Source organism: Bacillus sp. FSL W8-0640 (genome assembly GCF_038007725.1).
Lineage (GTDB): Bacteria > Bacillota > Bacilli > Bacillales > Bacillaceae_G > Bacillus_A > Bacillus_A cereus.
This window is the reverse complement of record NZ_JBBOXT010000001.1, coordinates 4,335,853-4,349,364: the sequence shown is the minus strand read 5'-3', so window position 1 is coordinate 4,349,364 and position 13,512 is coordinate 4,335,853. Positions and strand designations below refer to the sequence as shown.

Sequence of the window (13,512 nt, the reverse complement as noted above, 5' to 3'; positions counted from 1 at the left end):
ATCGTATTAATTGTCTTAATTTTCAGTGGATATTAAACTTGTAGTTATGAGGTGATTTTTAATAAAGGGTGGGGAAATAGAGATGACAGTATATTGGTTGACTAACGTAATGCTTGAATCAGGATATACATATGAAGAAGAGAGAATTTCACAAACAGAAACAGAATTATGCAGTTTACTTATTGAAGATGGTCGAATTAAAAAAATTATAAAAGGGATTGTTCAAGAGGAAGATATAGTAACTTTTGATGCTAAGAACTTATTAATGTTGCCAGCTTTCAAAGAGATGCACATTCACATTGATAAAACATATTATAGTGGCCCATGGAAAGCTTGTATGCCAGCAGAAAGTATTTTTACACGTTTTAATGAAGAAGAAAAAATTTTACCAAAGCAATTAGCGACTGCCCAAAATAGAGCGGAAAATATGCTAGAGTTACTACTGCAAAATGGTGCAACGAATATTAGAACGCATTGTAATGTCGATCCGATTATTGGGCTTGGTAATCTGGAGGCGACGTTAGCAGCATTAGAAACATATAAAAATCGAGTGTCTAGTAGAATTGTTGCGTTTCCGCAACATGGATTATTGCGCAGTGATTCTGTGCAACTCGTGAAAGATGCGATGCGTATGGGTGCTCATCTAGTCGGAGGAGTAGATCCAGCTACAGTAGATAATGACATTGAAAAGTCATTACATACAATTATGGATATCGCAGTAGAATTTAATGCGGATGTTGATATTCATTTGCACGATGCGAATAATCTTGGAACGTTTACGATGAAGAGATTGGCAAGTTTAACAGAAGAAGCAGGATGGCAAGGCCGTGTAACGATTAGTCATGCACTTGGACTTGGTGGTGTTACTGATAAAGAGGCTGAAGAAGTGGCAGAAAGACTCGCAAATGTAAATATTGATATTACTTCAACAGTGCCAATTGGTAAACAAGTAATCCCAATTCCGTTATTAGATAAAAAAGGTGTTAAGGTTGCATTAGGCAATGATAGCATTACAGATCATTGGTCACCGTTTGGAACAGGTGATATGCTTCAAAAGGCGAATCGATTAGCAGAGCGTTTTGGGTGGAGTGACGAAAGGTCTTTAGGAAAAGCACTCCGCTTTATTACAGGAGGAAAAGAAACGTTAAATAATGAAGGGAAGCGAGTATGGCCGAATGTAGGGGATGAAGCGAGCTTTGTTTTGACGAATGCGACATGCGCTGCTGAAGCAGTAGCGCGTCAAACAGAAAAACGTTTAGTCGTGTATAAAGGAAATATTGTTGTTGGAAGTTTAAATGAGGTGGAATTAAATAATCTTGTGTAGAAGAATCGTTTAAATATTTTGAGGAGGGTTCTAATGGTGAGTATAGAACTCTTCTTTTTTATTCTTACAATATATTTTTATAGGAAAGCTAGAAGGGATGAAAAAATTGGACAATCAACATAACCAAAATCATATTATGGGAACTTTGCAATGGTTTATATTTTTATTAGCAAATTCAATCGCACTACCAATTGTCGTTGGCGGATTATTTCATCTTACGACGGAAGAAATATTTTATTTAATGCAGCGTACGTTTTTTGTAGTTGGTATATCTTCTTTTTTACAAGGGTGGCTTGGGCATAGACTGCCAATTGCGGATGGGCCGGCTGGATCTTGGGTTGGTGTATTTACCGTACTTGCTTATGCAACGGCCGGACAGGATCAATTACATAGTACACTGCAAATTTTAGAATTAGGAATGATAATCTCCGGTGTTATTTTAATAGGATTAGGAGTAACTGGTTTTATAGGACGTATTTTATTTTTATTTACGCCGCTTGTGACAGGGACGTTTTTACTTTTATTATGTTTACAATTAAGTGGTGTATTTTTAAAAGGAATGTTAGGAATTACAGCTACTATTTCTCAAATCGACGGATTTACAGCAATGATCGCGTTTAGTATATTTCTGTTCGTTATTATACTATCTAATTTTGGAAAAGGCTTTGTCAAAAGTTATGCAGTTTTAATAGGATTAATTAGTGGGTGGATTATTTTTCTCATTGCAGGAAAAGTGACAATCCCATCTCAAGTAACTCATTTTGTGCAACTTCCACATATATTTGCTTGGGGACTTCCAAAATGGAATACAGGTATGGCTGTATCAAGTTTCGTTATGGTATGTATTTTAGTTTCGAATACGGTGGCAGCTATTATAGCAATTAATCAAGCAACTATTCATAAAGCGACTATTGAACAAAAACAGTTGAAAGATGGAACATGGGTTGGGGGGATTTCACATCTCATCTCTTCTGTATTTTCAACTGTAGGTGTCGTTCCGTTACCAGCAACGGCAGGATTTATACGTTTAACAAAACAAAAGTATATACGATCGTTCTTAATGGCATGTGCGTTACTAGTCGTAATGTCTCTTTTTCCAAGTATTATTCGTTACTTAGCATCTTTACCATCAGCTGTTGCATCGGCTGTTTTAATGGCTTCGTTCGTACAGTTAATTGGAATTGGATTTAATAATATAAAACAAGTGCCGATGAGTGAAAGGAATGTAACGATCTTAGGCGTTGCAGTATTATTTGGCAGCGGCGTAATGTTTTTACCGTCTGGAGCACTCCAATCCTTGCCGTCTATTATGCAATATATATTCGGTAATGGTTTATTTGTAGGTACGGTTGTAAGTATATTGCTAGAACAAATATGGCGCGTTGGAAAGTAAGTGGATAAAAAGAGTGTACGCACTGTATAAAAGTCTAAAATAACATAGGAAATAAAGCCCATTTTTATTCACCACCTGCACATTTCGTTCATACAATATCTTGACTAAATAAACACCCAACTTACACATACACAGCTCTGGCTTAAGCAAGGAGGGTTATACCAGTTGAAGGAAAAAGCGTATCAATCTAAACCTTTACTCACAAAGAGAGAGAGAGAAGTATTTGAATTGCTGGTTCAAGATAAAACAACGAAGGAAATTGCAGGTGAACTTTTTATAAGTGAAAAGACAGTTCGCAACCATATCTCAAACGCAATGCAAAAGCTAGGGGTTAAAGGACGTTCACAAGCAGTTGTGGAGCTTCTTCGTATGGGAGAGCTCGAATTATAAGAAAGCAGCCGACTTTTATATAAAAGTCGGCTATTTTTTGTTTGCTTCACTTGCTATATGAATGATAAGAACACTCCATACATAAATAGGTAATAAGGAGGGGATATGTTGAAAAGGATACTGTTAGTTTCAACAAGTGCTCATGATATGAATGGACACCCGACTGGTTTGTGGCTGGAAGAGCTCGCAGCTCCTTATCATGTATTTAAAAAGGCTAAGTTTGATGTTGATATTGTGTCAATAAAAGGTGGGAGAGTACCTATAGATAGAGTGTCTATTCCGAATGGTATACCTCGCGAATTCAAGCATGTAGCTTCTTTATTGCAAAATACGAGGCCGATTTCAAATGTTCATTTTTCGGATTATGATGCGGTTTTATTTGGTGGTGGGCACGGGGCGATTGTAGATTTTCCAGGTAATCCATATGTAGTAAATTTGATTGAGAATATGTATAACAATAACCGGATTGTAGCGGCTGTTTGTCACGGAGTAAGCTCCTTAGTCGGTGTGAAAAATCAGGATGGCTCGTTTTTTGTTGCGGGTAAGCGTATAACAGGTTATACAAACGATGAAGAAAGAGCTGTACATTTAGAAAAGCGCGTTCCGTTTTTGCTAGAAAGTAAGTTGAAAGAAGAAGGAGCTTTGTTTTATGTAGCCCCCAATTTTACGCCGCATGTAGTAGTAGATGGTCATTTAATTACAGGACAAAATCCACAGTCTAGCGTGGAAATAGGTAAGGCTATAAAAAGGGCTGTAAATAAATTATCGTCATTTTAATTTCTGCTCATTTCTTCTTATTAATGGGAATGTCTTCTTTTCAAAAAAAGATGGAGCAATGAATATGCACTTTATATAGAAGAAACCGACTTTCTTATAGAAGGTCGGTTATTTTTCTATCTTGCAAATTACGAAAAAAAGGAGCAAAATAAAAAAGGTCCTAGTCTATACATGGGAAAATGAAAATTTTCATACAGAAGCATTTGAAGTGAGCGAACTTAAAGTGTGTAAAATATAATGATAAGCATAAAAGATGATGAATGAGAAAACGGGTGATGAAGTTGAATAGAGCAATCGGTGTTATCGATTCAGGAGTTGGCGGTTTAACAGTAGCAAAGGAATTAATTCGTCAGTTGCCGAAAGAGCGTATCATATATTTAGGAGATACAGCACGTTGTCCTTATGGTCCACGTTCTCGAGAAGAAGTACGTCAATTTACGTGGGAAATGACGGAGCATTTACTAGATTTAAATATTAAAATGTTAGTTATTGCGTGTAATACAGCAACTGCAGTTGTATTAGAAGAGATGCAAAAACAATTACCAATTCCAGTAGTAGGAGTTATTCACCCAGGATCACGTACAGCTTTAAAAGTGACAAACACGTATCACGTTGGGATTATTGGAACGATTGGAACGGTGAAAAGTGGTGCATACGAAGAGGCGTTAAAGTCTATTAATAACCGTGTTATGGTAGAAAGTTTAGCTTGTCCACCTTTCGTTGAACTTGTAGAGAGTGGGAATTTCGAAAGTGAAATGGCGTATGAAGTTGTAAGAGAAACGCTGCAACCACTGAAAAGTACCGATATTGATACACTTATATTAGGGTGTACACATTATCCGATTTTAGGACCTGTTATTAAAAAAGTAATGGGAGATAAAGTGCAACTAATTAGTTCTGGTGATGAAACAGCACGTGAAGTAAGTACAATCTTATATCATAGTAAAATGTTGAATGAAGGAGAAGAACAAAGCGATCATCTCTTCTTAACAACAGGAAAAATAGGCTTGTTTAAAGAAATTGCATCAAAATGGTTCGGTCAACCGATTGAAAATGTGAAGCATATTCATTTAGAAAAAGAATAATAGTAGAATTTATATAAGTGAGCTCCTGAGAAATCAGGAGTTTTTGTTTTATCTTGCTATTTGCTGGGTAGTAAGCCCCCTGCTGATTAAAGTTTCAATTTATAAGAGGCACAGCTTGTTCTAAAACGTGAAACAGCTCGTATACATAATAGTACAAACTTAGATTTTAGGGGGGAATGGCATGCCTAAATCCACTTTTAAATGGGTTGTTGGTGCTACTGTGAGCGCTGTTTTACTAACAGGGTGTGGCTTTATAAATCAAGAGAAAGCAACTGAACAAATTGATCCGCCAAAACAAGTTACGTATACAGAGGGTGGGAAGAAAGAAGTAGCTAAAAAAGATAAGCAAGGGCAAATGGTAAATAGAGAACTATACCTTGTTGATAAAAATGGTTATGTTGTACCACAAACGTTAGCTATACCTACTCCGAAAGCAAATGAGACTGTGAAGCAAACGTTAGAATACCTTGTGAAAGATGGACCGGTAACGAATTTATTACCGAATGGGTTTCGTGCAGTCATTCCGGCGAATACAACGATGACCTTAGATTTGAAAAAGGACGGAACGGCAGTTATTGATTTCTCTAAAGAAATGAAAAACTATGCGAAAGAAGAAGAGCGTCAAATCGTTGAATCTATAGCTTGGACGTTGACGCAATTTACAGAGATAAAACAAGTGCAGTTCCAAATAAATGGTGAGAAATTGGCAAAGATGCCGGTTGGTGGTACACCGCTTGGTGAAGGAGTGAGCCGTGCAAATGGTATTAACTTCGATGATGAACAAGTAGCAGATGTAACAAATACAAAACCAGTCACACTGTATTTTATGGCGCAAAATAATAATAAACAGCAATACTACGTACCAGTCACACGCCGCGTTGCGGAAGGTAAAGAAAATGACTATGCAGCAATTATAGATGAACTTGTAAAAGGTCCGATCCATCAATCGCTCCTGAATGATTTTAATCCAGGCGTTAAGCTTATTACGAATCCGAAATTACAAGACGGAAACCTTACATTAAACTTTAATGAAAATATATTTGTAAACCCAGATAAAAATATGATTTCAAATTACGTATTGAAGTCGTTAGTTTTATCTTTAACAGAAAAGAAAGGTGTGAAAAATATTTCTATTGAAGTAAATGGAAAAGCAAATCTTATAGATGAAAAGGGCGGAAAGTTAATAAAACCTGTAGATCGTCCAGAAAACGTGAATACAGGTAGTTTTTAATCGTCAATAATTTGATATACTTAAGTAAGAAAGAGGAATTGCTTTTTGGGTTCCTCTTCTTTTATTGTATACATATCATACATTTAAATTTGGCTATACTAACGAGTAGTAATTAAGAGGAGGTTATTTTTATGCGAGTAGATGGTAGAGAGAAAACAGAATTACGCCATATACATATTCATACGAATTATTTAAAACATCCAGAGGGATCTGTATTAATTGAAGTTGGGGATACAAAGGTGATTTGCTCAGCAACAATTGAAGAGCGTGTCCCGCCATTTATGCGTGGAGAAGGAAAAGGATGGGTAACAGCTGAATACGCGATGATTCCACGTGCGACAGAACAACGTACAATTAGGGAGTCAAGTAAAGGGAAAGTAACAGGACGTACAATGGAAATCCAGCGCTTAATTGGACGAGCATTACGTGCGGTAGTTGACTTAGAAGCGCTTGGTGAGAGAACGGTTTGGATTGATTGTGATGTTATTCAAGCGGATGGTGGAACGAGAACAGCTTCTATTACAGGTGCATATGTAGCGATGGTATTAGCGTTTGAGAAGTTATTACAAGCAGAAAAAGTATCTAAAATTCCAGTAAAAGATTATTTAGCAGCAACGTCAGTAGGGATTGTTGAAGAACAAGGTGTTGTTTTAGATTTAAACTATGCAGAAGATTCTAAAGCAGACGTTGATATGAACGTGATTATGACTGGAAAAGGCCAGTTTGTTGAAGTGCAAGGAACTGGAGAAGAAGCGACGTTTAGTAGAGCGCAGTTAAATGAACTACTTGATGCAGCAGAACAAGGCATTTTCCAACTGATTGATATGCAAAAAGAAGCTTTAGGTGACATCGTATCTCATATAGAGTAGAGGTGGAAAGTATGAAACAAGTTGTTGTAGCGACAAAAAATATGGGGAAAGTACGTGAGTTTGCTGAGTTATTTGAGCGATTTGATTTAGAAGTGAAATCATTACACGATTTTCCTCATATTGAAGAAGTCGAAGAAACTGGTGAAACATTTGAAGAAAATGCGATCTTAAAAGCGGATAGTTTGAGTAGACAGTTGAATGCAATTGTAATTGCGGATGATTCAGGTCTTATTGTAGATGCGTTAAACGGGAAACCAGGCGTGTATTCAGCTCGTTTTGCTGGAGAGCCGAAAGATGATCAAGCGAATATTGATAAAGTGTTACAAGAATTAAATGAAGTAGCGTTTGAAAAGCGTAAAGCTCGTTTCTATTGTGCATTAGCAGTTGCTTTCCCTGAAGGTGATAAAAAGCCTGTCATTGTAAACGGGACATGTGAAGGATTTATTTTAGAACAACGCCGCGGGGAAAACGGCTTTGGATATGATCCGATTTTTTATGTGGAAGAATATAAAAAAGCGATGGCGGAACTAAGTTCAGATGAGAAAAATGCTATTAGCCATCGTGGCCGTGCTCTTCGTAAATTAGAAGAAAAAATCCCGGAATGGTTTTTAGGAGAATAAGGGAGAGAGAATGATGAAAGCTTTAATCGTAAGTGATAGTCATAGCTCTGTGAAGGAATTACAGCAGTTGAAAGAGAAATATGAAGGGAAAGTAGATATCATGATTCATTGCGGTGATTCAGAGCTAACGCCTGCTCATGAAGAACTGCAAGGTTTCCGTGTTGTAAAAGGAAACTGTGATTATGCTAACTTTCAAGATGAAATTGTAACTGATGTAGATGGAATTCGCTTCTTAGTTGTGCATGGACATCGCCATAATGTGAAAATGACATTACAAACGCTAGCGTACCATGCTGAAGAAGTGGGAGCGCAAGTTGCATGCTTTGGACATTCTCACGTATTAGGTGCGGAATTAATCGAGGGCGTTTTATTTATTAATCCAGGCAGTATTTTATTACCACGTCAGCGTGTAGAAAAGACATTTGCTTTATTAGAAATGGATGAAAATCAAATGGAAGTTCGTTTTGAAATGTTAGACGGACAACTAGTTGAACAAGCAGTTTTTAAAAGAGGATAAGAAAATTTATCCTCTTTTAAAAAAGGTGTTGACTTTATGTGTGGTTATACATATAATAAATATTGTCGATAGGGCAACGGCGCTAACGAAGAAAAGAAAATAACATATGCGGGTGTAGTTTAGTGGTAAAACAAGAGCCTTCCAAGCTCTGGTCGAGAGTTCGATTCTCTTCACCCGCTCCATGTCCCAGTAGCTCAGCCGGATAGAGCATACGCCTTCTAAGCGTACGGTCGGGAGTTCGAATCTCTCCTGGGACGCTAAAAAAACCTTGTTATCTTTTGATAACAAGGTTTTTTGTTTGTCTAAAATTTGATGTTTGGGTTATAGGTGTAGTTCATTCTTGATATTTGCGACCTTTCCTTTGATATTAAGTAGTTGCATATGTACTTCTTTTTCTTAAATAAAAAGAGCGCCATTTATGCGCCCTATTCCTCTTATTTAATTTAAAGAATCAATAGGTTTATGATGGAACTCAAATCCATATCCAGATTCTCTTAATTGTTTACTTACAATATTATAAAACTCTTTACCATTCTAGTACAATTCAGCAGCAGTTATCGGAACTTATTCCCGGTAGTGTGTTACAATTAATAGAAGCGGAAAACGAGAATCTCCAATTGACTGGACCTGTGATTGGTTAGATGGTTTAAGAAGGTCGTATAAAAAAGGGAGATGGCGCAAAGATGGCGAGATCAAATGAGAATGATTTAACGGAGAAATTGGCGGAAGGTCACCGGAAATATGGTGATGGCAATTTTACAGTACAGAACATCGGTGATGAAACTAACCCGAATTGGACTGTCGTAAAAAATGTGAGGAAAGGATCGGCAGGCATTCGCGAAGGAGAAGATATATTAAGACTGCGATCAAAATATATAAAATAGTACGGAAATGGGCGGAGCGGGAGTTCGAATCTCTCCTGGGACGCTAAGAAAACCTTGTTATCTTTTGATAACAAGGTTTTTTGTTTGTTTTAAATTAGTTGTTAATAAACTTGTCAAAGACAAAACCATAATCTTTCACATTATATTGTTTCTTCGTATCAACGAGCCAGTTAAAAGCGATTTCGTTTATTTCTTTAAACTGTTCTGCTAAATTTACTTGTGCGTTTGAAATACGGCTGAAAGCTTTAGATGCCATATCTAAACTTTTATGTGCATACTGCAATGTAATATCGTTGTCGTATGAGATTTCTTCTATTTTAAGTAAAGCTTTATATAAATCTTTTAATTCTTCAATATGTTTTTTATGGACATCAATTGAATAGTGTTCATCGCCCATTTGGAACTTAATTTCTACATCTAAATCAATCGTTCCCGCAGTTTCAAGCGCTACGTTTTTAATTTGATATTTACTATAGCTAAAGCGGCGTAGTGTACGTTTTTTACTTGTTGCGCTTGTACCGTCTAAGTGAATTAACCCTTTGTTTGTGAAGCAATATTCATCTGATTTCGATTTAATTAGAAAGTAAATTTTCTCCCCATCTTCATGCATTACATAATCATCGGCATCGACCTTATCATAGTCTTTAGGTGTAATAACAGAACCTACATCGCTTAGTCCTAATACATCTGCGGCCATTTTTTTAAACATATATAATCCCCCTTGTAAATTAAAGTCTTAATTGTACAAAAATATATTAACATGATCTTCATCCTTTGTTTTCTTGTAATACGAAAATATCTGAAGGTAAGTTAAGAAAAGTAATGAATAATTATTTTGATCCTAAATTATTTAGTAAATCTATTAGTTTAAGAGTGGATTCTCCGAAAAATAACCAAGAGAAAAAAGTTAATTTTGCAAGTGATTATAAATAAATTCCGTGAAAGCACCTCAAGCGATATGAGGTGTTTTTCAATCTCTTTTTGAAATCTTACAATTCTGTAAGGTAACTGTAAGGTAGTTCGATGGTAAGAAATTGCTAATCTTTTATAATGAAGATAACAACGATAAAACGAGGAGGCAGAAATGATGAAAGGATTAGTTGTAACGGGCTTGACGGTTGCTTTTGGATTTGTAGCGTATGAGAAATTAACGTATGTAGTTGATGTTGTGAAACATTTGATTGCTTAGAGAAAACAGCCATGAGAGGGAAAGGGAATGAGTGAATGAATGGAATGGTTATTTGGAATTATAGGTACTTGTAGTGTAGTGTTATTGTTCTTTGTCCCAAGTGGTATACTTAGTTCGACAACAAGTTTGTTCTTCTTAAGTTTGTTTGCTTGTACGATGCTTATTATTATGTTTTTAATGAAGCGAAGTAAACCAATCTTCTATTTTAGCATGATTGTTATGGCAATTATTGTTCTCCAAATTATTACCCTTGTAATATACCCCACAATTATAAAAGCTTTCCATTAATGATGAATCCTCTGCGTTTGTTGCTGGGGATTTTTACTTGTACAATTTTAATTTTTAGTAGAGATTTATTTGTATTGGAATGTAAAAATTAAATATTTTCATATTTCAAACAAATAATTTTGGGATGTTGTGTTCTCATTACGCATTTGATATATTTACTTTGAACATAATTAAAATCAAGAAAAAGAGGCGGACGTATGGATAAAAAAGAAAATACGGTCGTATTGTTTCCACAACTATCAGAGCGCTATATTGATGAAGGTTTTTTAGCGCTGAAAGAGCGGAAGTTCGAAGATGCATTGCGCTGCTTTGAAATATTACGTCAGTATAATGCGGAAACGGAACAAACGGAATTAGCTTCAGTTATTTGTTTACTCGAATTAAAACGTATGGAAGAAGCGAAAGACAAATGTGAACAGTTGCTTAAAACAGGAGTTGTCTTATTTGGTGATATTCTTGAAACGTACGTGACTATTTTAGTTCAAACAAATGATTATGAAGGTGTTATTGAAACTGTTGAAAAGGTTTTACAAACGAAAGATATAATGCCTGATCAAAAGGAAAAATTAGCGCAGCTTGCTTTATTTGCAGAAGGTATGCTAAATGAGGGAGACGCATCGCTAGTGGATTCAAATTTTGAGTTGGATGAGTTTACTAAAGAAATTTTTGGAGAAAACTTTGGACAGAAGCTAAGAGCGATTCAGCGACTTTCATTAAAAGACTTAGATCTTGCATTACCTGTTTTAAAGAAATTTTTAATAGACGAAGAGCAACACCCCTATTTGAAAACTTCTATTTTGTATAAAATGATAGAAAGTCAGGTAGAAGAGGAAATAGAGGTAGAAAAGTTTGGGAATACGATTAAGGTAATTCCAGCATTTACAGGTCATAATGAGGAGCAATCCAATAACATTATACATAAATTATCAAGTCGATTAGAGCAAAAATATCCCGATATATTTGAAGCGATGGTTACATATTGGAAAGAATTGCAAATTAGCGTTTTCCCATTCGCTCTATTAATGGATAAAGAAGAGATTTGGTCAGCTGTTTTAGAGAGAATTGGAAGAAAGCGTTTCGGATTGGCTATTGATGAAGAAGAGCTTATGGCAGCATACAATATCGAATTGGAAGAGTTTCATATTGCCTATCAATGGTTATTACGTGTTGAAAGAGAAGGATATTTGCCCGTATAATTATGAAAAAGAATCGTTCAGTTCTTGAAACGAGCATATTCTATGTTATAATGTAAGGGTTGCAAAAGGCAGAAAACTGCCTGTTTGTAAGAGAAGAGAAGTGTAATTCTCTTACTTAATATGTTTCATATTATTCTCGAACAAAATATACCGTAGTTGTCTTCTGGGCAATTAGTAGATTGGAACATTATATCTGAAAGCTTTTGCTAGAGGATTATTTGTGTATTTGTTATTTCAAAAAAGAGATAATGAAGATCTTAATCTATAGAGGTATGTGCATACATTATTATAGTTGGAGGGAAAGAATAAATGTCTACAAAATGGGAAAAATTAGAAGGTAACGTTGGCGTTTTAACAATCGAAGTTGATGCTAAAGAAGTAAACAACTCTATCGACGCTGCGTTCAAAAAAGTAGTAAAAACAATTAACGTACCAGGTTTCCGTAAAGGAAAAATGCCTCGTCCATTATTCGAACAACGCTTTGGTATTGAATCTTTATACCAAGATGCTTTAGATATCATTTTACCAAAAGCATACGGTGAAGCAATTGAAGAAGCTGGTATCTTCCCAGTTGATCATCCTGAAATCGACATCGAGAAGTTCGAAAAAAATGCTAACCTTATCTTCACTGCAAAAGTTACAGTAAAACCTGAAGTTAAATTAGGTGAGTACAAAGGTTTAGCAGTAGAAAAAGTTGAAACAACTGTAACTGACGAAGATGTAGAGAACGAATTAAAATCTTTACAAGAGCGTCAAGCTGAACTAGTTGTTAAAGAAGAAGGAACTGTTGAAAACGGTGATACAGCTGTAATCGACTTCGAAGGTTTCGTTGATGGCGAAGCATTTGAAGGTGGAAAAGGCGAAAACTACTCTCTAGCAATCGGTTCTGGTACATTCATCCCAGGTTTCGAAGAGCAAGTAATCGGTCTTAAGTCTGGTGAGTCTAAAGACGTTGAAGTATCATTCCCAGAAGAGTACCATGCTGCTGAATTAGCTGGCAAACCAGCAACATTCAAAGTAACAATTCACGAAATCAAAACAAAAGAACTTCCTGAGTTAAACGACGAGTTCGCTAAAGAAGCAGACGAAGCGGTTGCAACTCTTGATGAATTAAAAGCAAAACTTCGCACAAACTTAGAAGAAGGCAAAAAGCACGAAGCTGAGCACAAAGTACGTGACGAAGTAGTAGAATTAGCTGCTGCTAACGCTGAAATCGAAATTCCAGAAGCTATGATCAACACTGAGTTAGATCGTATGGTTCGTGAATTCGAGCAACGTTTAAGCCAACAAGGTATGAACCTTGAGCTTTACTACCAATTCACAGGTACTGATGCTGACAAATTAAAAGAGCAAATGAAAGAAGATGCACAAAAACGTGTAAGAATCAATCTTGTTCTTGAAGCTATCATTGAAGCTGAAAACATCGAAGTTACTGAAGAAGAAGTAACTGCAGAAGTTGAAAAAATGGCTGAAATGTACGGTATGCCAGTAGACGCTATCAAGCAAGCTCTTGGAAGCGTAGACGCTTTAGCTGAAGATCTTAAAGTGCGTAAAGCTGTAGACTTCTTAGTAGAAAACGCTGCATAATAAAATAACAAGGCACGATTAAAATCGTGCCTTGTTTTATAAATATAGAAATATATTTATAAAACTTTTCGATGGAGAAGGAAAAGTTCCTTTACAAGTCGAATATACATATTTCAAAAGTTTTAAAAATTTTTTATTTGTACATAACTAGTCATATTATTT

At 35.9% G+C, this 13,512-nt stretch carries 14 protein-coding genes, 2 tRNA genes and 1 pseudogene; 15 read left to right on the top strand and 2 right to left on the bottom strand.

The window, feature by feature from the left end; all coding sequences use genetic code 11:
- Positions 1-82 precede the first annotated feature (82 nt).
- From N2V80_RS22450 to N2V80_RS22400, 11 genes are all read left to right on the top strand, one after another.
- Positions 83-1,324 (top strand): amidohydrolase family protein, encoded by a 1,242-nt coding sequence (locus tag N2V80_RS22450; protein ID WP_000219559.1) that lies wholly within the window; start codon positions 83-85, stop codon positions 1,322-1,324.
- A gap of 97 nt (positions 1,325-1,421) precedes the next feature.
- On the top strand, positions 1,422-2,717 hold the full coding sequence (locus N2V80_RS22445) for a purine/pyrimidine permease (protein ID WP_002062437.1): 1,296 nt from the start codon (positions 1,422-1,424) through the stop codon (positions 2,715-2,717).
- A gap of 165 nt (positions 2,718-2,882) precedes the next feature.
- Positions 2,883-3,107, top strand: coding sequence for a spore germination transcription factor GerE (gerE, locus tag N2V80_RS22440; RefSeq protein WP_000659484.1), 225 nt, complete (start codon positions 2,883-2,885; stop codon positions 3,105-3,107).
- 105 nt (positions 3,108-3,212) lie between these two features.
- A complete protein-coding gene (locus N2V80_RS22435) occupies positions 3,213-3,884 on the top strand; it encodes a type 1 glutamine amidotransferase domain-containing protein (RefSeq protein WP_000919606.1) in 672 nt (223 codons plus the stop codon).
- A gap of 275 nt (positions 3,885-4,159) precedes the next feature.
- Positions 4,160-4,969, top strand: coding sequence for a glutamate racemase (gene racE / locus N2V80_RS22430; protein WP_000774005.1), 810 nt, complete (start codon positions 4,160-4,162; stop codon positions 4,967-4,969).
- Positions 4,970-5,150: 181 nt separating this feature from the next.
- On the top strand, positions 5,151-6,200 hold the full coding sequence (gene gerM / locus N2V80_RS22425) for a spore germination protein GerM (RefSeq protein WP_001126746.1): 1,050 nt from the start codon (positions 5,151-5,153) through the stop codon (positions 6,198-6,200).
- Positions 6,201-6,331: 131 nt separating this feature from the next.
- Positions 6,332-7,069, top strand: a complete 738-nt coding sequence (gene rph, locus N2V80_RS22420; protein WP_001261765.1) for a ribonuclease PH — start codon at positions 6,332-6,334, stop codon at positions 7,067-7,069.
- Between the two features lie 11 nt (positions 7,070-7,080).
- On the top strand, positions 7,081-7,689 hold the full coding sequence (locus N2V80_RS22415) for an XTP/dITP diphosphatase (RefSeq protein ID WP_000815943.1): 609 nt from the start codon (positions 7,081-7,083) through the stop codon (positions 7,687-7,689).
- A 13-nt stretch (positions 7,690-7,702) separates the two neighbouring features.
- Positions 7,703-8,206: a metallophosphoesterase gene (locus N2V80_RS22410; RefSeq protein WP_000645504.1), complete on the top strand. Its 504-nt coding sequence runs from the start codon at positions 7,703-7,705 to the stop codon at positions 8,204-8,206.
- A gap of 108 nt (positions 8,207-8,314) precedes the next feature.
- Positions 8,315-8,388 (top strand) — tRNA-Gly (locus N2V80_RS22405).
- Position 8,389: 1 nt separating this feature from the next.
- Positions 8,390-8,463, top strand: a tRNA-Arg gene (locus tag N2V80_RS22400).
- Positions 8,464-8,644: 181 nt separating this feature from the next.
- On the opposite strand, the pseudogene N2V80_RS30575 reads toward N2V80_RS22400, so the two are convergent.
- Positions 8,645-8,737 (bottom strand): annotated as a pseudogene (locus N2V80_RS30575) (DUF6572 domain-containing protein); the annotation flags it as partial.
- A 152-nt stretch (positions 8,738-8,889) separates the two neighbouring features.
- On the opposite strand from N2V80_RS30575, the gene N2V80_RS22395 reads away from it, so the two are divergent.
- Positions 8,890-9,090 (top strand): hypothetical protein, encoded by a 201-nt coding sequence (locus tag N2V80_RS22395; protein WP_000124460.1) that lies wholly within the window; start codon positions 8,890-8,892, stop codon positions 9,088-9,090.
- A 94-nt stretch (positions 9,091-9,184) separates the two neighbouring features.
- On the opposite strand, the gene N2V80_RS22390 is transcribed toward N2V80_RS22395, so the two are convergent.
- The gene (locus N2V80_RS22390; protein WP_061654506.1) at positions 9,185-9,799 is read right to left on the bottom strand and encodes a PH domain-containing protein; all 615 of its coding nucleotides are present in this window, start codon (positions 9,797-9,799) and stop codon (positions 9,185-9,187) included.
- 519 nt (positions 9,800-10,318) lie between these two features.
- Here N2V80_RS22390 and N2V80_RS22385 point away from each other — a divergent pair.
- The 3 genes from N2V80_RS22385 to tig all read left to right on the top strand — a co-directional run bounded on the left by N2V80_RS22385 (position 10,319) and on the right by tig (position 13,350).
- Positions 10,319-10,567: a hypothetical protein gene (locus N2V80_RS22385; protein WP_001983650.1), complete on the top strand. Its 249-nt coding sequence runs from the start codon at positions 10,319-10,321 to the stop codon at positions 10,565-10,567.
- A 197-nt stretch (positions 10,568-10,764) separates the two neighbouring features.
- Complete coding sequence (locus N2V80_RS22380; protein WP_000358271.1) at positions 10,765-11,763, top strand: hypothetical protein; 999 nt, start codon at positions 10,765-10,767, stop codon at positions 11,761-11,763.
- A gap of 309 nt (positions 11,764-12,072) precedes the next feature.
- On the top strand, positions 12,073-13,350 hold the full coding sequence (gene tig / locus N2V80_RS22375) for a trigger factor (RefSeq protein ID WP_000105215.1): 1,278 nt from the start codon (positions 12,073-12,075) through the stop codon (positions 13,348-13,350).
- Positions 13,351-13,512: the final 162 nt, after the last annotated feature.

Coding starts and splice junctions, on each gene's coding strand:
- N2V80_RS22390 (WP_061654506.1), bottom strand. CDS start 9,799: ATGTTTAAAAAAATGGCCGCAGATGTATTAGGACTAAGCGATGTAGGT.
- N2V80_RS22415 (WP_000815943.1), top strand. CDS start 7,081: ATGAAACAAGTTGTTGTAGCGACAAAAAATATGGGGAAAGTACGTGAG.
- N2V80_RS22380 (WP_000358271.1), top strand. CDS start 10,765: ATGGATAAAAAAGAAAATACGGTCGTATTGTTTCCACAACTATCAGAG.
- N2V80_RS22450 (WP_000219559.1), top strand. CDS start 83: ATGACAGTATATTGGTTGACTAACGTAATGCTTGAATCAGGATATACA.
- N2V80_RS22385 (WP_001983650.1), top strand. CDS start 10,319: ATGGAATGGTTATTTGGAATTATAGGTACTTGTAGTGTAGTGTTATTG.
- racE (WP_000774005.1), top strand. CDS start 4,160: ATGAAGTTGAATAGAGCAATCGGTGTTATCGATTCAGGAGTTGGCGGT.
- gerM (WP_001126746.1), top strand. CDS start 5,151: ATGCCTAAATCCACTTTTAAATGGGTTGTTGGTGCTACTGTGAGCGCT.
- N2V80_RS22395 (WP_000124460.1), top strand. CDS start 8,890: ATGGCGAGATCAAATGAGAATGATTTAACGGAGAAATTGGCGGAAGGT.
- N2V80_RS22410 (WP_000645504.1), top strand. CDS start 7,703: ATGAAAGCTTTAATCGTAAGTGATAGTCATAGCTCTGTGAAGGAATTA.
- N2V80_RS22445 (WP_002062437.1), top strand. CDS start 1,422: ATGAAAAAATTGGACAATCAACATAACCAAAATCATATTATGGGAACT.
- tig (WP_000105215.1), top strand. CDS start 12,073: ATGTCTACAAAATGGGAAAAATTAGAAGGTAACGTTGGCGTTTTAACA.
- rph (WP_001261765.1), top strand. CDS start 6,332: ATGCGAGTAGATGGTAGAGAGAAAACAGAATTACGCCATATACATATT.
- N2V80_RS22435 (WP_000919606.1), top strand. CDS start 3,213: ATGTTGAAAAGGATACTGTTAGTTTCAACAAGTGCTCATGATATGAAT.